At 46.0% G+C, this 26,761-nt stretch carries 27 protein-coding genes; 8 read left to right on the forward strand and 19 right to left on the reverse strand.

Annotated elements, in window-relative coordinates; all coding sequences use genetic code 11:
• Positions 1–39: 39 nt before the first annotated feature.
• Both IEX60_RS18715 and IEX60_RS18720 read right to left on the reverse strand, forming a co-directional pair.
• A complete protein-coding gene (locus IEX60_RS18715; protein WP_188752936.1) occupies positions 40–1,221 on the reverse strand; it encodes a beta-helix domain-containing protein in 1,182 nt (393 codons plus the stop codon).
• A gap of 105 nt (positions 1,222–1,326) precedes the next feature.
• Positions 1,327–4,062 carry a TonB-dependent receptor gene (locus IEX60_RS18720; protein ID WP_188752937.1) on the reverse strand — a complete coding sequence of 912 codons (2,736 nt, stop codon included), beginning with the start codon at positions 4,060–4,062 and terminating at the stop codon, positions 1,327–1,329.
• Between the two features lie 265 nt (positions 4,063–4,327).
• On the opposite strand from IEX60_RS18720, the gene IEX60_RS18725 reads away from it, so the two are divergent.
• The 3 genes from IEX60_RS18725 to IEX60_RS18735 are packed head-to-tail and all read left to right on the forward strand — an operon-like array spanning position 4,328 to position 6,841.
• Positions 4,328–4,981 carry an ABC transporter ATP-binding protein gene (locus IEX60_RS18725; RefSeq protein ID WP_229717642.1) on the forward strand — a complete coding sequence of 218 codons (654 nt, stop codon included), beginning with the start codon at positions 4,328–4,330 and terminating at the stop codon, positions 4,979–4,981.
• 25 nt (positions 4,982–5,006) lie between these two features.
• The gene (locus IEX60_RS18730; RefSeq protein WP_188752938.1) at positions 5,007–6,359 is read left to right on the forward strand and encodes an ABC transporter permease; all 1,353 of its coding nucleotides are present in this window, start codon (positions 5,007–5,009) and stop codon (positions 6,357–6,359) included.
• Positions 6,360–6,367: 8 nt separating this feature from the next.
• Positions 6,368–6,841, forward strand: coding sequence for a DUF3299 domain-containing protein (locus IEX60_RS18735; protein ID WP_188752939.1), 474 nt, complete (start codon positions 6,368–6,370; stop codon positions 6,839–6,841).
• 1 nt (position 6,842) lies between these two features.
• Here IEX60_RS18735 and IEX60_RS18740 read toward each other — a convergent pair whose 3' ends face one another.
• The 9 genes from IEX60_RS18740 to IEX60_RS18780 form a co-directional block, all read right to left on the reverse strand.
• Positions 6,843–7,559 carry a 16S rRNA (uracil(1498)-N(3))-methyltransferase gene (locus tag IEX60_RS18740; RefSeq protein WP_308420762.1) on the reverse strand — a complete coding sequence of 239 codons (717 nt, stop codon included), beginning with the start codon at positions 7,557–7,559 and terminating at the stop codon, positions 6,843–6,845.
• A gap of 6 nt (positions 7,560–7,565) precedes the next feature.
• Positions 7,566–8,879 carry a hemolysin family protein gene (locus IEX60_RS18745; RefSeq protein ID WP_188752940.1) on the reverse strand — a complete coding sequence of 438 codons (1,314 nt, stop codon included), beginning with the start codon at positions 8,877–8,879 and terminating at the stop codon, positions 7,566–7,568.
• On the reverse strand, positions 8,879–9,430 hold the full coding sequence (locus IEX60_RS18750; protein ID WP_188752941.1) for an inorganic diphosphatase: 552 nt from the start codon (positions 9,428–9,430) through the stop codon (positions 8,879–8,881). Before IEX60_RS18750 ends, IEX60_RS18745 begins: the two co-directional genes overlap by 1 nt.
• Positions 9,431–9,451: 21 nt before the next feature.
• Positions 9,452–10,108, reverse strand: a complete 657-nt coding sequence (locus IEX60_RS18755) for a DedA family protein (RefSeq protein WP_188752942.1) — start codon at positions 10,106–10,108, stop codon at positions 9,452–9,454.
• Positions 10,109–10,187: 79 nt separating this feature from the next.
• The gene (locus tag IEX60_RS18760) at positions 10,188–10,601 is read right to left on the reverse strand and encodes an HIT family protein (protein ID WP_188752943.1); all 414 of its coding nucleotides are present in this window, start codon (positions 10,599–10,601) and stop codon (positions 10,188–10,190) included.
• 124 nt (positions 10,602–10,725) lie between these two features.
• Positions 10,726–11,199, reverse strand: a complete 474-nt coding sequence (greA, locus tag IEX60_RS18765; RefSeq protein ID WP_188752944.1) for a transcription elongation factor GreA — start codon at positions 11,197–11,199, stop codon at positions 10,726–10,728.
• Positions 11,200–11,320: 121 nt separating this feature from the next.
• Entirely contained in the window at positions 11,321–12,013 is a 693-nt protein-coding gene (locus IEX60_RS18770) for a response regulator (protein WP_188752945.1), read from the reverse strand.
• A 25-nt stretch (positions 12,014–12,038) separates the two neighbouring features.
• Positions 12,039–13,703: a sensor histidine kinase gene (locus tag IEX60_RS18775; protein ID WP_188752946.1), complete on the reverse strand. Its 1,665-nt coding sequence runs from the start codon at positions 13,701–13,703 to the stop codon at positions 12,039–12,041.
• The gene (locus IEX60_RS18780) at positions 13,700–15,586 is read right to left on the reverse strand and encodes a S9 family peptidase (protein WP_188752947.1); all 1,887 of its coding nucleotides are present in this window, start codon (positions 15,584–15,586) and stop codon (positions 13,700–13,702) included. Before IEX60_RS18780 ends, IEX60_RS18775 begins: the two co-directional genes overlap by 4 nt.
• A 76-nt stretch (positions 15,587–15,662) precedes the next feature.
• On the opposite strand from IEX60_RS18780, the gene IEX60_RS18785 reads away from it, so the two are divergent.
• On the forward strand, positions 15,663–15,998 hold the full coding sequence (locus IEX60_RS18785; RefSeq protein ID WP_188752948.1) for a DUF4286 family protein: 336 nt from the start codon (positions 15,663–15,665) through the stop codon (positions 15,996–15,998).
• Positions 15,999–16,003: 5 nt separating this feature from the next.
• Positions 16,004–16,552 (forward strand): dTDP-4-dehydrorhamnose 3,5-epimerase, encoded by a 549-nt coding sequence (rfbC, locus tag IEX60_RS18790; protein ID WP_188752949.1) that lies wholly within the window; start codon positions 16,004–16,006, stop codon positions 16,550–16,552.
• Between the two features lie 17 nt (positions 16,553–16,569).
• Here the strand turns inward: rfbC and IEX60_RS18795 are convergent, their stop codons facing one another.
• The 8 genes from IEX60_RS18795 to IEX60_RS18830 all read right to left on the reverse strand — a co-directional run bounded on the left by IEX60_RS18795 (position 16,570) and on the right by IEX60_RS18830 (position 23,031).
• Complete coding sequence (locus tag IEX60_RS18795) at positions 16,570–16,977, reverse strand: DUF983 domain-containing protein (protein WP_188752950.1); 408 nt, start codon at positions 16,975–16,977, stop codon at positions 16,570–16,572.
• 7 nt (positions 16,978–16,984) lie between these two features.
• On the reverse strand, positions 16,985–17,263 hold the full coding sequence (locus IEX60_RS18800) for a CAMCR motif-containing small membrane protein (RefSeq protein ID WP_188752951.1): 279 nt from the start codon (positions 17,261–17,263) through the stop codon (positions 16,985–16,987).
• Between the two features lie 114 nt (positions 17,264–17,377).
• Positions 17,378–18,073: an RluA family pseudouridine synthase gene (locus tag IEX60_RS18805; protein WP_188752952.1), complete on the reverse strand. Its 696-nt coding sequence runs from the start codon at positions 18,071–18,073 to the stop codon at positions 17,378–17,380.
• A 37-nt stretch (positions 18,074–18,110) separates the two neighbouring features.
• A complete protein-coding gene (locus tag IEX60_RS18810) occupies positions 18,111–19,565 on the reverse strand; it encodes a bifunctional 2-methylcitrate dehydratase/aconitate hydratase (protein ID WP_188752953.1) in 1,455 nt (484 codons plus the stop codon).
• A gap of 52 nt (positions 19,566–19,617) precedes the next feature.
• Positions 19,618–20,775 carry a bifunctional 2-methylcitrate synthase/citrate synthase gene (gene prpC / locus IEX60_RS18815; RefSeq protein WP_188752954.1) on the reverse strand — a complete coding sequence of 386 codons (1,158 nt, stop codon included), beginning with the start codon at positions 20,773–20,775 and terminating at the stop codon, positions 19,618–19,620.
• A 73-nt stretch (positions 20,776–20,848) separates the two neighbouring features.
• Complete coding sequence (gene prpB, locus IEX60_RS18820) at positions 20,849–21,751, reverse strand: methylisocitrate lyase (protein ID WP_188752955.1); 903 nt, start codon at positions 21,749–21,751, stop codon at positions 20,849–20,851.
• Positions 21,748–22,572, reverse strand: a complete 825-nt coding sequence (locus IEX60_RS18825; protein ID WP_188752956.1) for a universal stress protein — start codon at positions 22,570–22,572, stop codon at positions 21,748–21,750. Before IEX60_RS18825 ends, prpB begins: the two co-directional genes overlap by 4 nt.
• 36 nt (positions 22,573–22,608) lie before the next feature.
• Positions 22,609–23,031 (reverse strand): CBS domain-containing protein, encoded by a 423-nt coding sequence (locus IEX60_RS18830; protein WP_188752957.1) that lies wholly within the window; start codon positions 23,029–23,031, stop codon positions 22,609–22,611.
• 584 nt (positions 23,032–23,615) lie between these two features.
• On the opposite strand from IEX60_RS18830, the gene IEX60_RS18835 reads away from it, so the two are divergent.
• From IEX60_RS18835 to IEX60_RS18845, 3 genes are all read left to right on the forward strand, one after another.
• Positions 23,616–24,752, forward strand: coding sequence for an AAA family ATPase (locus IEX60_RS18835; protein ID WP_188752958.1), 1,137 nt, complete (start codon positions 23,616–23,618; stop codon positions 24,750–24,752).
• Between the two features lie 104 nt (positions 24,753–24,856).
• Positions 24,857–25,978: an AAA family ATPase gene (locus IEX60_RS18840; protein ID WP_188752959.1), complete on the forward strand. Its 1,122-nt coding sequence runs from the start codon at positions 24,857–24,859 to the stop codon at positions 25,976–25,978.
• A gap of 25 nt (positions 25,979–26,003) precedes the next feature.
• Positions 26,004–26,273, forward strand: a complete 270-nt coding sequence (locus IEX60_RS18845) for a hypothetical protein (protein WP_188752960.1) — start codon at positions 26,004–26,006, stop codon at positions 26,271–26,273.
• The last annotated feature ends 488 nt before the right edge of the window (positions 26,274–26,761 follow it).

Raw genomic sequence — 26,761 nt, forward strand, 5'->3', positions numbered from 1 at the left:
TATTCATGACATGTGTGAAATGTCACCTATTTTTTGAGGTTAATCCAACCCAACTGTCCAGTTGTTTGCCCATTCAGGCTTTGCAGTACCCGCTCCGGCACCGGTAGCGCTTGCATCCTCTGTAAATACGCCATCTACATTAGCCGAGCTGCCGTCGGTTTTCTTGCCTTTTGCCTTGGTTGTTACATTATCAAATTTCACACGGGTGGCTTTCAATGACCCTTCGCCCACATAACCTATACCTTCGTCATTTTCAACATCAAAGCCCGTAGCCCAATTACTCAATACCAAATTGTCAAACGTGCCCTTTGTACCTACACGCAGTTTTAACGCTTGCGGCTCTGAACTTTTATCTTGGCTACCACCGATCAATGTAACGTTTTTAATTGTTGGATTAGAAATCGGATCAGCCAGGTGATTTTCGCTGTTGTTGTCAGCTTCGATACCCCGGTTTCCCGCGTTGGTACGGATACCATACCAATTTTCGCCACCGCCTACCCAGCCTTCCGTCCAGTCGAACAAATCATCCCCAACATCTGCCAATTTATTGGTTACAACAAGATTGTTTGCCTTAACTGTGCCACCAAACCACTCAAAACCGTCGTCTGAACCTTCAAATGCCTGTACATATTCAATTGTCGTACCGCTACCAACACCAAATAACGATAAGGCATTAAATTCCTTCTCGCTGTTATAAGCATAACCAGAGTACTCAATCCGGAGATATTTAATAGCGCCTGAGTTATCATTCACATCGGTACCGCCATAGTTCAATTCGCCGACTTCGGACACTGCGGTAGCACCTTTGTTAATAGGAGCTCTGCCACAGATAACCAAACCACCCCATGCGCCCGGCTTATGTTCCTGTGCCGTTAAGACAACCGGACTGGTTGCTGTGCCCTGTATGTCAATCTGGCCACCTTGGGCAACGCCAATGTAACGAACCGAAGCCATCTCATTCGTAGCTGTGGCCTCAACGGTAACGCCCGCTTTGATTGTCAATTTTGCTCCCTCTTTAACGATCAGTTTCCCGGTCAGTTTATAAGTACCGGATTCCAGTACAACCTCACCTTTGGTGATTTCGCCCTTCAGATCATCACGGACCACTTCGAATCCGCCGTCAGGTTCTGGAGTAGGATCTTCGTTATCACTACAAGACGATGCAACCAGGGTGATCGACAGCGCTGCAGCTCCCATTAACCATCTAAAAGTCTTTTTCATTTCCATTTTCATTTTTATTAGTTTTCAAATACAAAATTGCTTTCTCACAATATCCTGAACATTAACCGGATATGATTAAATTGTTAACTCCACTCAATCGTAATATTAAAACAGCTGATAACTCAGGCCCAATGAGAAATATTGGCCCTTTTTATACGTAAGAACCGGTACATGTCCCGATGCATTTTCCTGTATGCGGCGATACTCCGGATCGAGAATGTTCTTTATCAATAGATCAATCCCAATTCGTTGATTAATTTTACTGCGTACGATGAAGTCCAGCGTTCCCAGCCCACGGTCGACTAAGTTTCCCTTCTGCTCGACACCCAGGGCATAGACTTTATCCGAAAAATAGGAGTACATGACCGTCGCCGTCAAGTTGCCGCTCTTTCTCCAACGTTTTGAGTACGTCAGGTCTGCGTTGACCAACAGGTCGGAGGCACCGGTAAAACTAGCGTTATTATGTGTGGGCCGCACAGTGAAATCAGTTTCTTCCTGTACTTTGTTCGCATCGATATCCTGATTGGTGTTCATATATGCAACGTTGAGACCAACTGAAAATAAATCCCGGTCACTGTTCCAGCGGATGATATCCTTCTTTAATTCCAATTCGGCACCAATCACCGTACCCGCATCACCTATGTTGACATAGGAAATGTCATTCGATGTCGCCGAGACACTGTATAAGTTGATCGGATCCTGGATATATTTACCAAATGCAGCCAATGACACCAACTCGGATGAGCTGGGAAATAATTCCCACTTGATATCCACGTTGTAATTGGTAGACGGATATAGATACGGGTTACCATATTCCAATGCGGTTCCATCGTCAAAATAAAACGGTGCCCGTTCTTTGAATTGCGGCAGCGTATACGTTTTGCTTGCCCCCAAACGGAGGTTTTGTTTTTCATTCAACGCATACCTCAGGTTCAAATTGGGCAAGAACTGGTTTTCTGCTAAGGTGTTGTTATCACCCTCGGGAACGAATAGCGTTACCCAGTCAACATATTGCCGGATGTTCTCATAACGTACGCCCAACACGGACGTCAACCGATCGGTCAGATTGTATTCTAAACTCACGTAACCGGCGTGTATTTTCTGGTCACCACTGTAAGTCTGGGGCCGCTCGCCGAAAAACCCTTCGATCGAAAAAAAGCCACGATCGTAATTTTCTTGATTGTAATAAGCATCCAGGTTGTCTGGATCGACGATCAACGAGCGTTCTGTATGATGAAAATTGAACTGCAATGCCTCAAAATTGCGCTTTTTGAATCGACCCTGGTAACCTGCTCTAATTATTCCCTTCGGCGTTTCCGAATCTCCTATTTTATAACTTCCATTTAGGTTAACAGCATATTCATTTTCATGGAGTCGCTGATTGAAACGGTTGTTATCCGACCGAGCGTTCTGCGCAATCACATAACCCTGTCCGTCCAGCAATCGCAGCATATTCTGGATCCGGTCAGGCATCGTATATTCGACCCGGTTAGCCGACAGTCCCCAATCCACATCGATGCGATCCGTCAACTGATGAGATCCCAGCAATTGATTGACAAACAGTTTGTTTTGCGCATAGGAACCTAACCTCCGTAATCCGGTACCGTCTTCTGTAATATCCCTGAAATAACCCGAATAGTTGTCATTCCACTGGTCACTGCTGTTTACAAAGAGTAAATTGTAGGAGATTTTATGCTGGGGATTGATCAAGTAACCGACATTGAAAAGCCCGGTGCTATTGGTTGTGTACCCAAAGCGTTCCTGATCCGACCATCTTTTTCTGGCCCCCTGGGCATTCACATCGTGATTGATACCCGCTCGGTATTCATAGCTGTTGCCGAAACTTGCCGTGGCAAAAAAGTTGAGCCTTCCTTCCGTACCGATATTAAATGATTTTCCACCCAATAGCCGTACACTTACAGGATAGGGGCTACGGGATTCCGGATTCATGCTGTTTGTAAAGTTAAATCCGCCCAATGGATTTGGCGGGATGGAATACTCCGAGAACCCCCACCTGCTTCCTCCCGGAAGCAACCTGAAATCATCCCGATTGGAGAGCGCATTGGTATTTAAGGTAGATGACACCGAAACTTCCAACATTCCGTTTCCACTGTAATCTTTGGAATGGATATCCACACCACCGCCACCGAAATCACCGAACATTTTGCTGTTGTAGATCTTATCAACAGCTATGAACTCCACGATGTCGGTAGAAAACAGCTCCAGCGCAATATTCTTCAATCTAGGATCGTTGGAAGGCAAAGGCAATCCGTTAAACGATGTCGATATATAACGATCTCCCAATCCACGGATATAGACTTGGCTTCCCGCATCCTCCTTGGAAATCCCAGACATTTTGGCTACTGCGGTTGCGGCATCACTCACGCCTTTCCGCGATAATTCTTGAGCACCAACCCGCTGGATCACCAAACTCGACTTCTTTTGCTCCGCCAACAAGGCGATGTCATTCCCCCGGCGCCGGGAAGTGGTCACAACCACTTCATCCATCAGTTCGCCAACGGATTCCAGCTTGATCTCCAGCACAACTTCTAAACCATCCCTGACAACAACATTTTCCACGCGGACAGTCGTATATCCCACATAACTGACCTGAAGCTCGCACGTTCCAGCCGGAACGCCGGTAAGAACAAAATTGCCAGCATCGTCGGAAACCGCTCCATAAGTAGTTCCGACGACACCTATCGAAGCGCCCACAATGTTCTCCGTAGTCCCCGAATCCTTTATAATTCCCCGAATCGATCCCCGCTGCGCTTGGGCATTGGTAAAAATCGACAAAAATACGCCGATAAGCAGTACAATACGTGTTTTTCTATTTTGCATGGTTTGACTAAAATTCCATGCAATAATCGAAAGTTAACATTACGCTACAGTTAATATAAAATGAATGAATGTTTAGTATTGTGTTAATTAAATATTAAAAAAGCACTTTTACCCCTCATAAAAGCAATCGAATGCTGAAAAATCCCAAAACTATCGGCGGTTAAGGACGTGCATGAGCAGACAATATCAATAAAGTTGCATTATTAAAATGCATATTTAACGAGAATACCTTAAACTTGCCAAACGGAACAGAAGTATTATAGACATGCAGGACAATAAACAGACAGTGATCCGTTTGAATGGAATAACCTACCGATACCCGCAGGGCGAATCGCTCCAATTCGATGACCTGGAAGTAACTAGTGGCCAACACACGTTGATATTGGGTGATTCCGGCAGCGGGAAAACCACGTTACTCCATATTCTGAGTGGGCTGCTAAAACCCGAAACCGGGACAGTACAGATTGACGGGCAACGGATCTATGACCTTCCTTCCCGGAAACTGGACGAATTCCGCGGGCAACGTATCGGACTCATTTTCCAGGAAGCTCATTTGGTAAAGAGCCTTACCGTGAAGGAGAATTTGCAAATCGCACAGGGGTTCGCAGGAGCCAAAGTAGATTTTGACCGAATCCGGGAAGTGCTGACGTTGCTGAACCTGGAACATAAGGCTGAAAGCTATCCGGGCAAATTGAGCCGTGGACAGATGCAACGGGCGGCAATTGCGCGTGCTGTTATAAACCGACCCGCGATTCTGGTGGCTGATGAACCCACCGCTTCGCTGGATGACCGGAATACAGAAAGTGTACTGAGCTTATTGCTCACACAAGCCGAACAGCAGGGAGCAACGCTGGTTGTTGCCACACACGATAAACGGGTCAAAACACGAATACCCCACGCGTATCAGGTGAGCAGGTGAATCCATTGAACTAGGAAGATTTAACATGAACAGCATTCAGATTGCTTGGAAGAACATCCGCCAGAATACGGCAACATCGTTGTTGGGAATTTTACTTACTGCGTTCGGCACGGGTATCTTATGCGTGCTGCTGCTCACTTCCCATCAAATTGAAGAACAACTCGATAACAACAGCCGGGGTATCGATTTGGTGGTAGGCGCCAAGGGAAGCCCTATCCAGCTTATTCTTAGCAGCATCTACCACATGGATAATCCCACGGGCAACATCAGCCTCACAGAGGCCCAGAAACTGGCTGCTAACCCCATGGTCAAATTAGCGGTTCCACTTTCACTGGGTGACAATTATAAAGGCCACCGCATTATCGGGACCGACAGCACATTTCTGCAATTATATGGGCTGGAACTGGCTGAAGGAGAGATTTGGAAAAGTGATTTTGAAGCTACCATTGGAGCCGATGTTGCCCGGAAAAATCACTTAAAAATCGGCGATAAAATATATGGCGCACATGGCCTCAGCAGCGAAGGTCATACCCACGATGAGCACGCATACACCATCACAGGAATTTTCAAACCGGCTCACCACATTGCAGACCGGCTTATCTTGACCAACCTGGCCAGCGTATGGCGTATGCATGGAGATCATGAAGATGAGGATCATCATGAGCACGGAGATGAAGAACATGAGCACAATGACCACAGCCATGACGTGCCCGGTGTGGAGGAACACGAACACCACCATGGTGAAGATCACGATCATGACGATGCCACCAACCACCCATCACCGACCACCGACCCCCAACTTGTTAAAAGCATCATGGGCGATGTCGGCTCGGGAGAACGGGAAATCACAAGCATGCTAATCCAATACAGGAACCCAGCCGCTATCGGTATGTTTCCACGGCTGGTTAACCAAAATACATCCATGCAGGCTGCATCCCCTGCCATTGAAAGTGCCCGCCTGTTTTCCCTGTTGGGCATCGGTATTGACTCGTTGCAGGTATTGGCCTATGTAATTATGCTGATGGCTGCCCTTAGCGTATTTATTAGCTTATACAATGCCTTGAAAAGCCGGAAATACGACTTGGCTATCATGCGTACGCTGGGCGCATCACAGGGTAAACTATTCGGCATAGTGATTGCCGAAGGAATATTGCTTACCTTTGTGGGAGCAATCGCTGGAATCGGGATCGGTCACTTAGCCATTTATCTGATCGGTACCAGCACAGGCGGTACAACAACGCTGTTAGAGGCGCTGGTTTTATTGCCACAGGAAGGTTGGTTAGTATTCATCGGTGTGGCTATTGGCTTTGTTGCTGCGGTGATTCCTGCAATAAAAGCTTACAAGACTTCGATATCACGAACGTTATCGGGAAATTAATAGAAGATATGAAGACGTATTTCGTAATTGCATTCATGGTGCTTGGTACACTGGTAGCGCGTGCGCAGGATGCACCGTTTGGCGAGGTTCCCGACCACACGCCAATGATGAACAGCACCTGGGAAACGATCAATAAATTGATGTACAAAGTAACGTATAAAGACAATAAGACGGTATATACCCCGCATTTCCCGGATGAATTGAAAGCCATTGACAAAAAAACCGTCACCCTGCCCGGTTACCTCGTACCCATCAATGGTGGAAGGGACCACGAGACATTTATGCTATCGGTACTGCCCGTCATGCAGTGCATGTTCTGCGGCCAGGGAGATATTCCCCCCATGGTTGAGGTATTTATGAAAAAAGGCAAAAAAGTACGTTTTACCGAGGAACCCATTAAGATAACGGGTACTGTCCATTTAAATTCCAACACGGAAGAAGGCAACTCAGAAATCCAGGTACTTAACGCGGAATTGAACTAGCTCACCGATTTGCCACAGCTATTTCCAGACAGGCCATCAATGCCGCTGTTTCCGTGCGCAGGCGAGCCGAACCCAGTGTGACGGGTACATAACCTGTCTCTACAGCTGCTCCGATTTCTAGCGTACTGAAATCCCCTTCTGGCCCGATCAGGATTAGGTAGCGGCCTGCCACTTCCATCCGGTCCGTCAAAAAAAATTTATCACCTGCTGCACAATGGGCAATGAACTTTTGCAACCCGGCATCACTGCTTCCCAAAAATTCCGGCAGTTTAACCGCCTCGTTAAGTTTAGGCAAATAAGCTTTCAGCGACTGCTTCATGGCGGCAACCATAACTTTTTTCAACCGCTCCGGCTTTATTTCTTTCCGCTCGGAATGGTCACAGATAATCGGCGTGATTTCATCGATTCCGACCTCGGTAGCTTTTTCAAGAAACCACTCAATACGATCCATGTTCTTGGTAGGTGCAATGGCTACATGCAAGTAATAGGGCCGTTCCCCATAGTTCGTGTTATACACTTCAATTTCTATCGCCGTCCGCTTGGGATGCGCTTCTGTAATGATCCCTTCATATAGCCCTCCCCGTCCATCTACCAAATGGACCGGCTGTCCTTCCGTTAGCCGCAATACGCGAACGGCATGCTTGCTTTCCTCTTCGCTTAGCACATATGCCTTTGCACGGGGTAAAATATCGGGTGTATAAAACAGTTGCAAAGTCAAGGCAGATTATTCCATATCTTCATCCGGGTCTTCCTGTAAGAGCTCCAGCTTCACAAACTCGATATTCTGTTGGGTTTTCTTCATGATGATGAAGTTATACCCTTGGAACTCTTTATATTCCCCCACATCGGGTATTTTATCAAACAAATCCGTTACCAATCCTGATATGGTATCGTAATCGTTGCTTTCCGGTAACTCCTTGGGTAGAAATTCGTTGACATCGTGTACATTAGCGCTCGCATCCACCATGTATTCGGTATCTGAGATGCGCTCAACAACCGGAGTCTCTTCGTCGTATTCGTCCTGGATCTCACCTACCAACTCCTCGACAATATCCTCCAGCGTTACCATTCCGGCGGTTCCACCAAATTCGTCCAACACAATGGCTATCTGCATGCGTTTCTGCTGAAATTCAGCCATCAAATCATTAATTTTCTTGGTCTCAGGAATAAAATAAGGCTTCCGGATAATATTCCGAAGTACCAGCTCTTTTCCTTTTGCGATGATGGGAAGAATGTCTTTGGTATGTACGATTCCGATGATCTGGTCGATGTTGTCATCGTAAATGGGGATACGTGAATAACCTTCTTTGGTAATCCGTTCAATGAATTCAGCTCCCGGACAGTTCATCTCCACAGCATAAATTTTCGTGCGCGGCACCATAATGCTCTTTACCATGCGCTCATTGAAATCAAATACATTCTTGATCAGCTCATGTTCCGCTGTATCCAGCGCGCCACTCTCCTTACCTTGATCAAGTAGGTATTGCAATTCTTCAGAGGAATGGTGGGCCTCCCCCACATTTACTTCAAACCCCATCAACCGAAGGATCAGATTGGCGAACCCATTCAGCACCCAGATGACAGGCCGGAAAATCACATAAAAGAAGCGCAAAGGCAAGGCAATGTTCATGGTTGTGCCTACAGGGCGTTGGATGGCAATGGATTTGGGCGCCAATTCGCCGAAAACAATGTGTAGCACGGTTATGATACCAAAAGCAAGTACATGCCCGAGGTTTTTCGCGAGTGTTCCAGTTAGTTCCACATCGAACCACCCAAAAAATACACCTACGATATCGGTCATCACCGCTTCACCCACCCACCCCAATGCAAGTGATGACAAGGTAATGCCCAATTGGGTTGCGGCCAGGTAACCATCCAGATGGCCGGTTATGTGCTTGGCCACCTGTGCCACCTGACTGCCGGTTTTAATTTTGATCTCAATCTGGGATGCCCTGACCTTGACAATCGCAAATTCAGCAGCTACAAAAAAGCCATTGGCGGCTACTAAGAATAACGTCCAGAAAATTTCCCAGCCCATCAGGTTGTTATTTGTTTACCGAATTCTTTTTGGTATAACTCGATACTTTCCTGAATAACCTGGTAGGCATACGAGCGACCAAAAAGGCGCTCTATCGTAACGTTTTTACGTTCGAGCACTTTATAATCCTGGAAAAAGCGGACTATTTCTTTCATGGTGTGCGGCGGCAACTCCGAAAGGTCGTTGATGTAATTGACAGACATATCGTTTTTGGCAACGGCAATAATCTTGTCGTCCTGCTCGCCATTATCGATCATATGCATCACTCCGATAACTTTAGCTTCGATGATACTCATGGGATATACATCCACGGAGCAAAGCACAAGGATATCCAGCGGATCTTTATCGTCACAATAGGTCTTTGGAATGAATCCATAGTTGGCGGGATACATTACCGACGAAAACAATACGCGGTCCAGTTTAATCAATCCGCTTTCTTTATCGATTTCATACTTAGCTTTCGAGCCTTTGGGAATTTCAATAATGGCATTAACCGATGATGGAAGATCATCGCCGGGGGATACATCATGCCAAGGGTGTGATTTACTCATTCAAATAAGATTCTAGGGTTGTCACTCTTTAATTTCAGCCTTCTTACTTTTGTCCAGGCGAAGTTTTCTTCTAATCAATGCGATTAATATCGGTGTAAAAGAAATGGCAATGAAGCCAATAATAATATATTCAATATAGTGGCTGATCTGAGGGAATTTGCGGCCCAAAAAAAAACCTGACAACGTGAGCAACGACACCCAGATGGCTGCTCCACCCAAATTGTACAGCACGAATTTCCGAAAATTCAACTGAACGATACCAGCCAATATCGGTGCAAAAGTACGGATAACCGGCACAAAACGCCCAATAATCAAGGCCGCTCCGCCGTATTTGTGGTAGAATTCTTCGGCCATCACCACATACCGGCGTTTGAACAGCCACGTATCTTTTCGTTTAAATAGCATGGGCCCTGTTCGCCACCCGAACCAATATCCGGTAAAATTACCCAATACTCCGGCGGTAAACAGCCCCAAACACAAGGTTGTGATGTCTACATCCAACATGCCCGATGCACAGAAAAGACCTGCTAAAAACAGCAGGTAATCACCCGGCAGGAAAAACCCAAAGAACAAACCGGTCTCTGCAAATACGATAAACACCACAAGATAGAAGCCTCCAGACCTCAACAGCGTTTCGGCATCCAGCAACTGTGAAAAGGACTCCCAGAACTCTTGCATAACTATCACCTACAAACTTACACAAATTGGTCGGATGGACAAAGGCGATTTACATTGCCGGGACATCATCGGTTAAGGTCTACGATTTACGGGTGAGTGCTGAAATAGCGTTCCGGATGGCATCGGCACTCTCTGCGAGCTCATCGTGGCTAAGTTTGAGTTTCGGGCGGTTGAAATTCAGATCCCCGATTTCATTGATCGGCACCAGGTGAATGTGTGTATGGGCAACTTCCAGCCCAACCACTGCTACACCGATCCGTTCACAGGGATAAACCGGTTTGATACCCCGGGCAACAATTTTTGCAAAAACCCACAGCCCCATATAATCGTCATCCTCCATGTCAAACAGGTAATCTGTCTCCCGTTTCGGGATGACAAGTACATGCCCCCTGACCAGGGGATTGATATCTAAGAAAGCTAAGTAATCGTTGCTTTCTGCCACTTTATAGGCAGGGATTTCACCTTCAATGATTTTCGAAAATATGGTAGGCATATCGTTTTCCTGATTATGATAATTACAAAGATAAAAAAACGGCTGTTTTATGAAACAGCCGTCGGACAATATTGTTTCGCTCATGTGCGGTTATGGCAGACCCGCACATAACCGTCACTCGCTCCTATCGGGAAATATCCAAGATTTCCAACTCTACCTCACCTGCTGGCACCTGTATCTGGGCTTTATCACCTTTCGATTTACCGAGCAGGCCTTGCGCGATGGGTGACTTAACCGAAATCTTTCCCGCTTTCAGATCCGCTTCCGTCTCTGAAACCAGTTGGTAAGTCATCACCGCACCATTTTTTACATTCTTTAATTTAACAATGGACAGTGCCAGTACCTTAGACGTATCCAATGTTGATTCATCAATTACACGGGCGTTGGCCAAGCTCTCTTCCAGCTTAGCAATTTTGGCCTCATGTAATCCCTGTGCCTCCTTAGCGGCGTCGTATTCCGCGTTTTCAGATAAATCTCCCTTGTCTCGCGCTTCGGCAATGGCTTTTGCAATCTTTGCCCTGCCCTCCGTTTTGAGATACTGCAACTCTTCTTTGAGTTTTTCCAATCCCTCTTTGCTGTAATACGTTACTTCTGCCATAACTGTTATGAATTAAAAAAAATAAAGTCAAAAAAAGAAGCAAGACCATACCGTCCCAAGCGGTATGGCCTTGCTCATACGGACGAAGATAGAAAATGTTTTTTAATTAAACAAATAAAGATTATGGGTTATCTACAAACTTATAACCCATCCCCCGGACCGTCTGCAGATAAGCGGGTTTGTCTGCATTGACTTCGATTTTTTTACGCAGACGTACAATGTGCATATCCAGTGTCCGGGTATTGACATTGGAGCTATACCCCCAAACCACCTGCATTAATTCATCACGAGTGATTACACGCCCCATATTTTGCAGAAAGTAAAGCAGAATGCGATTTTCCAAAATGGTCAGCTCGATTTTCTTGCCATTACGCATCAGGGAATGAATATTGGGGTGATGTTCGGTGTCACCAAATGCATACAAATCCGCGCCTTGGTTATTAACGAAATATTTAATCTTATTTTCGATCATTGCAACCAACACATCCATACTGAAAGGTTTGGTTATATAGTCCGAAACTCCAAAACTATAGGCGTCAATCTTATCCACATCCTGCGATTTTGCCGTCATCATAATAATGAGATTGGAAAACCCGTCTTTACGCAAATTATCACATATTTCGGACCCCTGCTTTCCCGGAAGCATCCAATCGAGCAAGACAATATCCGGCTTTTGTTCCAGTATCAATTTCTCAGCCTCATCGCCGTTTCCGGTCTGAACCACTTGATAGTTTTCGGACTCAAGGCGATGCACCACCAAAAAACGTAAGTTTTCATCGTCCTCGACAACCGCTATTTTGACATTTTTATACATATGCTGATACGATTTTTTTCTTTGGTTAATCTAACGGGAATACAATGGTAAATATTGTTCCTTTCCCCAACTCACTCTCGACCGAGATAGCGCCTCCCATGAAATTAACCAGTTCCTTGCAAAAAGCCAATCCAAGCCCAACACTACCTTGTTGGTTATACTGATTCTGCACGCGATAGAACTTTTTAAAAATATGCATTAATTCCTTTTTGGCAATACCGATTCCTTTATCCGCAAATCGCATAACGATCTGTTTCTTGTTTTGTGTCAGGGTTATATCCAGTACCTTATTAGCTGGTTTGGAATATTTATATGCATTATCGATCAGGTTTTGGAATATACTGCCCAACAATACCGGATCAATGTACAACGTCCTTTTCACATCCACTTTACAACGGAGCGTTAAATCTCCGTATTTAAATTGGGAAGCTTTCAATACTTTGTCACAAAATTCGTGCAAATCAACCTCTTCCCGTTTTATTTTTATTGATTTATTTTCAATTTGTGTAAAAGAAAGCAGGGTGTTCATCAGATTATTAAGCTTATCGGCTTCTTCATCCAATATTCTTCCGTAGTGCACACGTTCCGGATCAGAAAGTTGCTTTGCACTTCGGATATTGTTGCCTGCAATTTTGATTACACTTACGGGAGTTTTGAATTCATGTGTTAAATTATTAATAAAATCATACTGTAACTTAAACATCCGTTCATTCACATAGAGGTTCCGGTAGATCAGGTAAGCAATCACAGCTAAAAGAAGATAAATGGCTATTACGCCGGCCATCACCGGCAAAAACCTCCGGTTGATTTCTGACTGTAGAAAAGTACGGCTGGAACTGAAATAAATTTTATAATCTGCCAACGCACCCGGCAGCGGCGTTTCGGTTGTCAATAAATCCGGGTCGGTATCGATCGACTCATACACCAGGGGCTGAATCTGGACACGCTGATATAATTCGGGGATTATGTTTATTAGCGAAAGCTTCTGAGGATCGATAAAATAGGTAAGTATGTCCTGCTCATACACAACTTCGTGACTATTTCTACCATACATCAACTCCTTATAAGCCTTCAGGTCATCTCTCCGCGGGATATTCATATAACATATTTTACCCGGAGTCACTGCATAAAAAACCTTGAATATATCGTCGTCCTGAAGCGCTCTTGTGGTATCCACTCGTTCAATAAACGCTGCAAACTTAGCAGCCATATTATTAAAGTCGTCAGATAGGGAAAGAGGCAAATGTCCACTCTTCGGGACGAGCGGCAATAAATCAGCACCGTTCGCCCCAGCACTGAATTGATATACTCCTTTGGGATACACAACCAGGTCGTTGGCCGAAAAACCATAATCCACACGCTCGTTGCTCAATGATACATCGTAAAAAACAACACGCTCCACAAACGGATAGGCGTGAAATATACTGTCTGCATATACAGATACGCCGGTCGAATCCAAATAGCCCTGATAAAAAGATATTTCCGGAATCCGGTTATGAAAAAAATCATTGAATGGTCCGATGTTATACTCCAGTACCTCTACCTTCCGGGATGCAAATTCGTTTTCGACGTAGGTGACAGTAAGGTCGCGGGCGAGAAAGGCGGCTAGCACGAAGGAAGCAATCACTACAACAATAAAAGCGCTAACCAACAGGTAGTTCACGCGGTATGTATTGCGCCGATGCGTCATTTCAGATGCTTATCGAAAAATTTACCCAGTTCCGTATAAAGCAGAATGCGATTCTCCTCATTACGGAAATACCGTCGCTCTTCCTCCCGCAAAATGTAGGTTATGGGGATTTTGCGTTTTTTCAGTTTCTGCACAAATTGGTTGGTCTCATTTACGGTACTCCAGCTATCGCGCCCACCCTGCGCGATAAAAACAGGAATGGTTATTTGGTCGGAATGAAAAACAGGCGACATGGATTTAATCAATTCCGGCTCTGTTTCCGGGTTACCGACTGTCTCGTAATACATCTGCAAGTACGGTTTAAGGTGAGGTGGTACTTCCTTCAGAATGGTAAACAGATTAATAAATCCCGAATAGGAAGCCGCACATGCATATAAATCGGAATGAAAACAGGCGCCATGTAATGCCGAATATCCTCCGAATCCCGCTCCGTAAATACCAATACGCGCTGAATCGATCCTCCCTTTTTTAATCAACCAACGTACCCCATCGGTGATATCTTCCTGTATTTTCCCTCCCCATTCCTTGGCCCCAGCGGCCCAAAATTCCTTTCCATATCCCGTAGATCCGCGGTAGTTAACCTGGAATACTGCAAAACCCCGGTTTGCGAAAAACTGGACTTCGGGGTCGAAACCCCATCTGTTGCGATCACTTGGGCCGCTATGCGGATAAACAATCACCGGAGGTTTCTTACCTTTCGGTTTGGGTGGCATGGTCAGATATCCATGTATTTGACGGCCGTCACGCGACGGGTAAGTAACGGGTTTCATCTCGGCCAACAGACGGTTATTCAAAGCCGGATTATTGTCTGCCAATTTGGTCAGCTCATCCGTAGCCATATCGTAATAATAAATGGCACCGGGATCCTTATCCGTATACGAACGCACAATAAACCGGGTACGCGCCGTATCCCGGTCCAATATATTTAGCTCGTACCCCTTCAGTTTCTGGCGGATTTTATGATATACTTGTTCGGTATGTTTGTTTAAGAAATGGCGTTGCTGTTTCCAGGTAAAATAACTTGCATACGACATTTCACCCCGGTCTATCGAATAGCCGCCATGGTCTATATCCACATCCGGATGGCTGTAGATTGTCCGCACTTCTTTTCCGGTCTCCATATCAAATTCAACCAGTGCCAATTTATCACGATTGATATTTGAAAGGGCAAATATGTAGCTTCTATTTTCACCTGAAAACCCCAGCGGCATAATGGAGTTCCGGAAATTATTGCTCACCACCGCCCTGAATGGTTCCTTCTCGCTATGACGGTACAACATCGTTTCCTTCAGACTGTCACTCGCAATTGCCAATCGCAACTCACCATCCAGATCTGCATACCATTTGATAATATTACCGGGGTTCCTCGCAACTAATTCTTTCTGACAGGCATCCGTACGAAGACGATATACATCAAATACGGAAGAATCCCGCTCATTGAGCGAAATCAAGAACCCGTGATTGATTACCTTTGATGGAGAAATCCAGCGCAGTTTTACCGTCGAAGGGAGCATCAGATGCCTCACGCCCAAGGTCGATCGGTTGACGGCAAACACCTGCAAACTGTCGTTTCGCTTATCCTTTGTAAAAATCAGTTCATCGTCATTTGCCCAAAAACAGGACTGGACACCCAACTCGGTTTCCGACGTAATCCGCTGATGGCGGCGCCCCTCGTCTACGTGAATGATATAGATATTTTTCTGCCCTTCGTAAGAGCCTAAATAAGCGATGTATTTACCATTTGGGGATATCCGGAAATCGGACTGCTCGGGTTCGGAGAAGAAATCTGCTACGGGTATAACACGGTCTTTCCCGCCATCGCAGCCGATAAAATGGCCCGCTATGCTTACAGCTACGAGTAAAAACACAACACTACGTACCATAAAAACTAATCCCACTCCTTTCCTCCAAAGGTGGAAAATTTTACGATAAAACCAATTTATGCAACCTTAATTTTACATGGCATTATCCACAAAGCACATGATTACGTATCTTCGCGCCATGTATTTGTACAATATCTCCATCATGGCCGAAAGTGACGTCGGAGAAGCCGTACGTATGTATCTCAACAAAGAGTTGGCTTACGATGAAAACGGCACAAGCCTGTCGCTTTTGGAAATGCTGGATTCACCCCACGAAGGCGTCACGTATTGCATTCAGCTGTGCACCGAAAACCGCGAAGAAATCGCGTCATTCCAAACGCGTCGCTTTGCAGCGATCCGGGCACAATTGGAAACAGCGTATGCAGGAAAGGTATTGTTTTTTGACAGCATTATGAAATACCTCAATCAATAAATTAAATGAAGTTTGTAACGACCCCTATATCCGGCCTGCTTATCATCGAACCGGAAGTATGGAAGGATGAACGTGGTTTCTTTATCGAAACGTATAACCAAAAGCCTTTTTCGGCCCATGATATTTCCGCGACTTTTGTGCAAGACAACCTCTCCTGTTCTCACCGTGGTGTACTTCGCGGCTTGCATGCGCAGGCAGGCGAAAATGCGCAAGGTAAGTTGGTACGGGTTTTACGCGGCCGCGTACTGGATGTAGCCGTAGATATCCGGAAGGATTCAGCTACATTCGGACAGAGTTTTTCCCTCATACTGGACGAATACGAAGCAAAATCTTTATGGATACCGCCGGGATTCCTGCACGGATTCCTATCGCTCGAAGACAACACCTTGTTTGCATATAAGGTAACGGGTTTTTACGACAAAGCCGGTGAACTGGGTGTCAGGTGGGATGATCCGGATCTAGCCATTGACTGGCCGATGGAAAACGAGGAATTGATTATTTCCGAAAAAGATCAGCAACTACCTCTTTTTAAAGAAATTGTCAGTCCGTTTTAACATTCGGCGACTTGCTGCTAAGCATCTCCTGAAAAGTGGTCCTCATACTTGGGGTCATACTTCACTTTTGGGGTAAGGTAATAGAGTAGAATGAGCCGGGAGTACCGGAAATTAAAAGGTGCGAAAACCAGGATCACTCCCATCAACACACCGAGATATGCCCATGGGGATTCACTTTGGGTGACCTCGTACGTAAGCAAACCGGCTGCTACAACCTGTGCAACGGACAGGCCATAGCTCACATACATAGCCGCATAAAAATAACCGGGTTCAATCTCAAAGCGGAAACCGCAGTATGGGCAAATGTCATTCATCCGTTGCCGCCGGAACCCGTACGTACTACCCACGAACATCTTTCCCACACGGCACTTCGGGCACTTGGATGCCATCATTGCCCTGAATTTCGATGTATGCACGACGGCCATCTGCAGATCAATTGAGAACGATCGGGTCGTTGTCTACATTCACCGTTTTTTTGCCGCGATATCTTTTATACCACAACACACCTATTCCCGCAGCAGCTAAATAGGGAATTGCCAACAAAAACAAGATGCCCTTGTTTAGCCCTTTCCCTTGCGTATTACCGTTTTCGGTTGCATTTTCAGCAGTGAGCGTACACATAGCACATTGTGCCTGCACACTCCGGGGTATGGAAACTGCTAAAATAACTGCCAAAACTCCCAATGCAAGAAAACGTCTTATGCTATTCATGATACAAACTTAGACAAATTGCTTTTAATATAAAAGCTGTTTTTTTACGGTAGCGGCGATGGAACGCTGGTGACGCAGATCAAACAGATTGACACGGATTTCTCCTACCGGGAGTTATGCCTCACCGAATACCTCGAAGCGATCCCAGAATCCGTCCCTTGGTGTTTTGGCAAACAGTTCAACGGGCTCTTTTTTAACGGGATGAACAAACGACAACTTTCTCGCATGCAAGCAAATAGATCGCCTGAGGCTGCCCCGGGGGTAACCGTATTTGTGATCCCCAACGATGGGACATCCCATGGATGCCAGTTGCGCCCGGATCTGATGGGTACGGCCGGTTAGCGGATAAACTTCCAGCAGGTAGTACCCATCCAGCGTCCCCAGCAGCTTATAATCCAATTCGGCATATACCCGCCCCTCGGCTGCCTCCTTATGTACTTTGGTAATATTCTGCGTACGGTCGCGCGAAAGCCAATGCACCAGTTTTCCTTCGGGATCGGGCGGAGGCTGCCGCACGACAGCCCAATACGTTTTGCGGATTTCCCTATCTTTAAACAATTGCTGCATCCGCTCCAGCCCTTTGCTTGTCTTCGCAAAGAGAATTAACCCGCTGACCGGACGATCCAATCGATGCACTACCCCTACAAAAGCGCCATTGGGCTTGTTATACTTTTTAGTCAGGTACTTGTTTACCATGTCTTCCAAAGGCTCGTCGCCTCCCGGATCTGCTTGTACAAGGTACCCCGCACGTTTATTCACGGCAAGCAAATGGTTATCTTCATAGATGACATCAGTGTCGGTAATAGGCATAATATCGTATTTCCACTTATCGTGCAAAGATACGAAATTACGGGGTCACCATCAAGTCTACAAATGCATGGACAGGCATCCGGGATAAGGTATCCCGATCCAGCGAGGCGTCCAGAATCTGTTTCTGCTGTTTTGCCGAAAATACCCGTGCCAAATTCCTTTTATATTTCTCGATCAGCACAGGTATTCCCTCCGTGCGCCGGCGTTTATGACCAATCGGATATTCAACGATTTCCTCTGCCAATACCGTTCCATCGTTCAGTGTTAGGGTAAGCGCATTGGCGATGGAACGCTTTTCCGGATCGTGGTAGTCCCGTGTAAACTGCTTATCTTCCTTGGCCTCCATCTTTGCCCGCAACGCATCAATACGGGGATCGTTGGCAACGCCGTCTTCGTAGTCAGACGCGGTAAGCCTGCCGTACAGCAAAGGTACCGCTACCATGTACTGAATACAGTGATCTCGGTCTGCAGGGTTATGTAGCGGGCCTTTTTTGTCGATGATACGGATGGCGGCCTCGTGGGTACGGATACGGACATGTTGTATGTCATCGGCTGTCCGCCCCATCCTCTTCAATTTGTCATGCAGGCTCATCGCAGCCTCGACAGCCGTTTGCGCGTGGAACTCAGCCGGAAACGAGATTTTGAACAACACATTTTCCATCACGTATGAGCCATATCCCCGTTGAAACCGGAAGGGCTGCCCATTAAACAATACATCGTAAAAACCCCAGGTTTTGGCCGTAAGTACGGATGGATACCCCATCTCTCCTGTTTTCGCAATCATGGCGAGCCGCACTGCGCGGGAAGTGGCATCACCGGCTGCCCAGGATTTCCGGCTACCGGTGTTAGGAGCATGACGGTATGTGCGGAGGGCATGCCCATCGACAAATGCATGGGATACCGCATTGATTAATTCCTCACGGCTGAGCCCCATGAGCTTACCCACCGTTGCCGTCGAAGCCAACTTTACCAGGAGCACGTGGTCTAGGCCCACCCGGTTGAAGGAATTCTCCAGCGCCATCACACCCTGTACTTCGTGTGCTCGGATCATGGCATCCAACACATCCTTCATGGAAAGGGGTTCTCTGCCGTTGGCGACGGCAGTACGTGAAAGCCAGTCTGCTGTGGCCAATATACCGCCGAGATTATCCGAAGGATGCCCCCATTCTGCGGCAAGCCAGGTATCGTTGAAATCGAGCCATCGGATCATCGCTCCGATGTTGAAAGCCGCTTGCACAGGGTCCAACTGATACGATGTGCCCGGCACTTTTGCACCATGCGGCACGAGTGTCCCGCTCACGATAGGTCCGAGCATTTTTGTACATGCGGGATAGGTTAACGCTTCAAACCCACAGCCCAGCGTATCCAGCAAGCAATAATGCGCCGTTTGGAACGCTTCGTCGCTGGTAATCTGATAAGTAAGTACATAATCTACAATATCCGTGATAACTTGATCGGTTTCAGGCCGTCTATTTGAAAGCTGCGATGACATTGATTTTTAAGGGTTAATTATTTTAAGGGTTAAGGGTTAACTGTTTTACTTGCTACCGCCTATCATGAAGCGGGATAAAACTACGAGATTCAGGACCCACGTAGTTCGCGCTTGGCCGTATGATTTTACCGTCCTGACGTTGTTCAATGACATGGGCACTCCAGCCCGTCACTCGTGAGATGACAAAAAGTGGCGTAAAAAAAGCAGTGGGTATCCCCATTAAATGGTAGGAAACCGCCGAAAACCAATCGAGATTGGGGAACATCCTCTTTTCCTCCCAAAGCAGGGTTTCCAATCGTTCAGCAATGGTGAATAACCCCATATCGCCCGATTCTTCGGACAGTTGCCTGGCGACACGCTTGATGATCACATTTCGTGGATCAGAAATCGTATATACCGGATGCCCAAAGCCGATGATAACTTCTTTACGTTCCAACCGTTGCTTGATGTCAGCGACTGCTTCTTCTGCATCGCCATAACGGCTCTGGATTTCATAAGCAACCTCATTCGCTCCCCCATGTTTGGGCCCTCGGAGCGCACCGATGCTTCCGGTTATGCAGGAGTAAATATCAGATCCGGTACCGGCTATGACCCTTCCGGTGAATGTCGAAGCGTTAAACTCATGTTCTGCGTAGAGATTGAGTGATACCGCCATCGACTTTATCCATGTCTCCGATGGTTCCCTGCCATGCAAGAGGTGAAGAAAATGGGCTCCTATCGATTCATCATCGGTTTCCACATCAATCCGCCTCCCATGATGCGCAAAATGATACCAATACAACAAAGCAGAAGCATAGGATGCCAACAGCTTATCCGCAATATCTTGTGCCCCTACCGGGTTGTGATCTTCTTTTTCGGGATAGATGGTACCCAACACCGACGTATAGGTGCGAAGCACATCCATGGGGTGTGCAGCAGCGCGTATTTGCTCCAACACATTTTTGGCAATTTGCGGTAAACCGCGAAGGGCTTTCAGCTTTTGTTGATAAGCCCGCAACTGTATCCCGTTGGGTAGTCGTCCGTGAATCAGCAGATATGCCACTTCCTCAAACGAAGCACCCTCTGCTAAATCCAAAATATCGTACCCCCGATAATGAAGGTCATTGCCGCTTCTTCCTACCGAGCACAATGCGGTATTACCCGCCGCCACACCTGATAATGCTACAGATTTTTTTGGCTTACCCACTGTCTGTTCATTGCTGTTACTCATACTGTTTACTGTTTTTGGTATTGGCTATCGGCTATCGGCTTTTGACCCTTGAGCGCCGATTTCTGACTTCCCGTCATTTCCCGTACAGTTCATCTAATTTCTGTTCGAATGCGTGGTATCCGATGGTCTCATACAATTCCGACCGTGTCTGCATGGTATCCAACACATTCCGTTGTGTACCGTCTTTGCGAATGTGCGAATAAACGTTCAATGCCGCTTTATTAGCTGCGCGGAAGGCAGACAACGGGTAGAGTACCATTGCAACCCCTACGGTTGATAATTCGGCTACGGTCCATAAAGGGGTCATGCCAAATTCGGTAATATTGGCTAATACCGGAAGACCAGTCGCATCCGCAAATGCCCGGTATTGGGTCAATTCAGTGACGGCTTCCGCAAAAATAAAATCAGCGCCCGCATCGGCGTAAGCTACCGCCCTTTCAAGTGTGGCTTCCAAACCTTCGCTGGCCAATGCATCGGTCCGCGCACCGATCAAAAACTGTGCATCCGTACGTGCATCCACGGCAGCTTTCAGTCGGTCCACCATCTCCAGCTTGTTAACAAGCTCTTTATTAGGTCGATGTCCACATCGCTTTGCCCCCACCTGATCTTCCATATGCAATGCTGCCGCACCTGCTTTGATCAAGCTTTTCACCGTACGGGCGACGTTAAACGCCGACGGGCCAAACCCGGTGTCTACGTCGACCAGCAGCGGGGCGTTACACACATTGGTAATACGCTCCACATCGATGAGCACGTCTTGTAAGGTGGTAATCCCCAAATCGGGCACCCCCAATGATCCCGCAGCTACTCCACCACCCGAGAGATAGATCGCCCGAAAGCCGGCCTGTGTAGCCAACAAAGCATGGTTGCCATTTAATGTACCCACAATTTGCAAAGGTTGTTCGGCCTTCATTACGGCGCGCCACCGTGCTCCTGCGGAAGTTACATCATCCGGTGAAGATCGTGGAGGTATCATGTCTTAATAAAGAGAGAAGGTATTGTCGGATAATTCGCCAATGCCTTGGTAAGGCTCGGAGCAAATATTTTCTGGAAAAATGATTTATGCGGCCTTGCAAATACCAGCAAATCCAAGTGTTCTGATTTTGCAGTCTGTGTCACGGCATTGATGTCGGCTTTTTCTACAGGTACCGCTTTGTAAGAAACGCCCCAATCGGGATACGCCTCTGCCACCTTCCGCTGCCAGCGTTCCAACTCCTTTTCCGGAGCCTTTTCATCTTTCTTGAAAAAATGAACCATAGCCAGGTGGGGCCGGAGTTTAACGGCTTGCTGAAAAGCAAATAATGCATCCAATTCGTGATCGTCATAAGCCGTAAAGAAACCCACACGCTGAAAGGCAAAATCGGGTGTATCGATAGGTACGACCAACACAGGCACCGGTGATTTTTTAATGACTTCGTACGTGGTGCTGCCTAAAATACTCTCGGTAATATTGGTTGCCCCTTTGGTGCCCATGACTACCAGGCAGTTTTCTCCCTTTTTGAGCTTATCCGTTACCACGTCAATCATAAACCCTTTGACACATTCACCTTCGATATCAACCTCGGGGAATTGCCGGTTCAGGTTCTCAACCAAGCTTTTCATGGCCTCCGCAGATTCAGTCTCCGCCCAGCGGATCTGTTTCACACTATTCCCTTCTTCTCCATAACCCGAATACAATGCAATATACACATGCAGCAATTGCACCTTCTGTTTGGAAATATTGGCCAATGCACAGGCATACTCCGCCGCAACATATGCATTTTCAGAAAAATCGGTAGGAACTAATATGGTTTTCATGCAACATATAAATTATGGTGTGTAAGATACAAAATCCTATCCAATAACGTTCAGAAAATATGCGATAACATCTGTGGTCGTTACAATCCCGATCGCTTCTCCCTCATCGTTGACCACAGGCAACGCATGGAAATTTGATTCCACAAATAGTTTGCCTAATTCCGCTATGGTACACTCCGGCGTGACCGTTTCGGGATTGGATGCCATCACCTGCTCCAAAGTCAATAGGTCAAAAATTCCGAAATCAGCAGGTTCCTCTCCTCCGAAAATGTCACCGAAACTGAGCCGCAGAATGTCGTTACGGCTGATGATCCCCACGAGCTTTTTATCCTGCACCACCGGAAGATGCCTGATATTATGCTTGCGCATCAGGTCATAAACGCGATGTAAATCATCTTCGACATTAACTGTGAGCAGATTTTGGGTCATGATGGCGCTTACCTTTTCTTGCTTGTTCATACGTAATACATCCTTTCTTTTTAAACAAAGGTAACCCACACGCGAATGGTAATACCGAACTCCCATCATCAAAAAAAGTGATGCTGATCATCTCCGCATGGGAATCTTCCGGTTTCGCGAAAGCTCATGTATCATTTGCTCATCAAATGCCGAAGATACAATGCTGGATTGTTCAAAAAAGATTTCGTCAGGTGAAAATGCTCTGTACTTTCATAGGTGGCTTCCTCGATCCCCCTGCTCATGGAATGGATAGATGGCGGCTCCAATTTCTCATTTCTCTCTTTATGCGATTCCGTATCCCCATACTCAGGGTATGCAGGCACATGCTGTATACTTCCTCCTGAATAAATCCGATATGAGTCCAATTTTTATGGGCGAAAACCGGACTCACCACGCCTTCTTCTTTCGTTCATGGGAAGCAGGTATTAAGATAATACGGATCAGTATCGGACGGAGTAATTGGGGATATCATTTAAAAATAGAGATTGGTAAACAGACAGCGTATCCAGTATACAAAAAGGTAACATCACGACGCAGCTTGTCGTTATCGGTTTCTACTTTTGAGACCAATAAATGTAGATCATATGGATACTAAAACGATGACTTTCTCACCTTCAAAAACTGACCTTTCTGTAATTCCCTGTCCGTTCATTCCCTTATCGGAGGTATTTTCACACAACCACAGCAAGGAGTCCATCAATCCGAGATTACTCTATGTGGCACTTTTCGATACCTTACCCTGTTGGATATATCAAAAATCGATCAACATCAAAAAGGCACAGCAATGGTTCGCTATACATTATGCTGATGACATCCGCGATACATACTTCAACAAACGTTGCTTTAAACTTAACGCATTGGCGGAATATGACGATTTTATTTATGTAATGCATGACGGACTGGTTGTCTATTTTGATACTGGCTGCCAAAGCATCGAGATCCTCTTTGATAACTCCGTGCAGTCAAAAGCCGATAGGCTCCATCGCGAACTCCATCGATTCAGGAAGCGGAATAATAATCGGAAATTAATTTCGCTCGTGGTCCTCGACAAAGATGGATTTGACACTGTTGATCAGTCCATTGCCACACCGAAACTCAGCATCAACGATAACTATAACGATGATTTTGCCCTCATACACCAAACCATCCTGAAAAGGTTATCCAAGAAAAATGATAAAGGCGTGGTGCTCTTGCATGGTAAGCCGGGAACTGGAAAGACGTCCTACATCCGGTACCTGATTACGAAAGTCAATAAAAAGGTATTCTTCCTGCCTCCTCACATGGCGGCATCCATCACAAATCCCGATTTGATCTCGCTGCTGCTGGAGCATCCCAATTCGATATTCGTTATTGAGGATGCAGAGAATATCATCATGGACAGGCGACAAAAAGGTGGTTCGGCTGTATCGTCGCTGCTAAATTTATCGGACGGACTGCTCTCCGATTGCCTGAACATCCAGATCATCTGTTCTTTCAACACAGACCTTTCCAAAGTAGATAATGCATTGATGCGCAAAGGCCGTTTGATCGCTTCCTATGAGTTTCAGGAATTGGAAATGGAAAAAGCGAGCCGACTGTCGGAAAAGCTCGGTTTCCTACGGGAGATTGCCAGGCCCATGACGCTTACGGATATCTACAATCAGCAGGAACAGGATTTTCCTGTCACAACGAAAAGGGATGGCATCGGTTTCTTAGTTAATCAGCATGCGGTCGCAAAGTAATAGCGGGGTAATCATCATCTCAAACAAGTTCTAAAAATTCATCGGATAACGACATCTCTTGACGTCTTCGTTATCCACCTTTGCCAACAACAACAAGTTGAATAATGAATAAAAGCATCCACAACATCAATTTACAAGCGTTTCAGCGGCAAGGATCAAATCAATTACCAAGCAAAAAGCCTGCATACGTTCTTTACAATCGTTATTCAGCATACAGCATAAACCCCGCTGCCTTATATGCGACTTATTTCAATACCATACCGAATGTAATTACCCTGGGTGTGATTTGCTGTGAAAAAGCACAATTATGGTTAGTCGATGCTTTTAAACAAGACATCAACGACGCGTATTTCACCAAAAGACCCATGAAACAAGAAAGTAAATTAGAATACGACGATGTGTACTATATCATTTACAACGATATCCTCATCTATTTTGACACAAAAGGTAATGAGGCTCTGTTGCTTTTTCGTCATACACCTATGGAAACCATCGACCGTATCGTAGACGGGGTTAAAAAATTTAAGCGTCGTGTTCGTATTAAGCCAGAAATCTCGTTAGTAGTCAATTCGTCCAAAGGTTTTGACACACGTGAAATGGAGATTACGCGACGGCGAATCGACATTGAAAATAATTACAACGACGATTTCAAAACCGTACATGAAACGATTGTCAAACGCCTTTCTAAAAAGAACGATAATGGTATCATCCTGCTGCATGGAAAACCAGGCACAGGGAAAACCACCTATATCCGGCACCTCATCTCGACAATAAAAAAACAGGTGGTATTCCTTCCGGTGCAGATCGCAGGCGAACTAACCTCCCCGACTTTTATGGAGTTGCTTATCGATCACCCAAATTCGGTTTTCGTTATCGAAGATGCGGAGAACGTCGTCATTGACCGGAACCTCCAAAACGGTTCTCCTGTTGCAGGCATTCTGAACCTGGCGGATGGATTACTTGCGGATTGCCTGAATATCCAGATCATTTGCACCTTCAACACCGACCTTTCCAAAATCGACCCCGCGCTGCTGCGCAAGGGGCGATTGATCGCGCGATACGAGTTCACTGAATTGACGGCGCATAAAGCTCAACGCTTATCCGACGAACTCGGATTCACATCCAAAATCACAAAGCCTATGGCATTGACAGATATCTTCAATCAAAATGAAGCCGATTTCGGTGTAATGCGAAAAATGAACGCCATCGGATTCAAGGCTGGTTAAACCAGCATGCAAGCTATTAATAGACATGAGACAAATCCACATTCGAGAAGCGAAAAAGGACAACCGAGTAGCAGCGATTAATCAACTCATGTTTGCTGCTTCAAAAAAACAGTTGGATTCCGAAACCTTAGAAGCGGTTTGGCAAGCTGTCTTGCTGGGCGACGAAAAAGCCACTGAAAGGTTGGTGGAAAGTATGGAAATTTATATATTGGCCGTGGCCAAACTGTATTGGAACCGACCATTCCCCTCGAAGATGTGCTGTATGCCGGGAGACACGCTTTATCTGACCTATTGAAGGCCGGAAACAGCGCCGATTTGCGGGATCGCTTTGACCGGTTTAGCATGTGGTGGGTGAGGCAGGGGATATTGGGAATGATAACCAACAACGACAAAAACGACTTAGACAGAAGTATAAACCAAAATCAGTAAATCACCATGGCAAATTTTTATTGTGAGTATTGTGGTACAAAGTAACCAAGTGTCTCAAGTCTGACAAATGGCTCGTGTATGCGGCATCCCAACGGAGGAGGTAAAGGGAAGCATAAACTTTATGAGGGGAGCGAGAAATCGCAATATACCTGTAAATATTGTGGCATCCACCGTTCAAGTATTCTGAACCGGACAAGTGAATCATGTCAAAGACATCCAAATGGAGCGGGAAAAGGAAAACATAGCCCTACGTTATGAAAGCTGTTCATTATGTAATCTTCCCCGAAAACAGCTACGCATATTAATGTAGTTTTATAATTTAGGGACAATGAAAAAAAGTAAGTTTAGTGAATC

The sequence above is a fragment of the Parapedobacter defluvii genome, from assembly GCF_014642075.1.
GTDB classification, from domain to species: Bacteria; Bacteroidota; Bacteroidia; order Sphingobacteriales; family Sphingobacteriaceae; genus Parapedobacter; species Parapedobacter defluvii.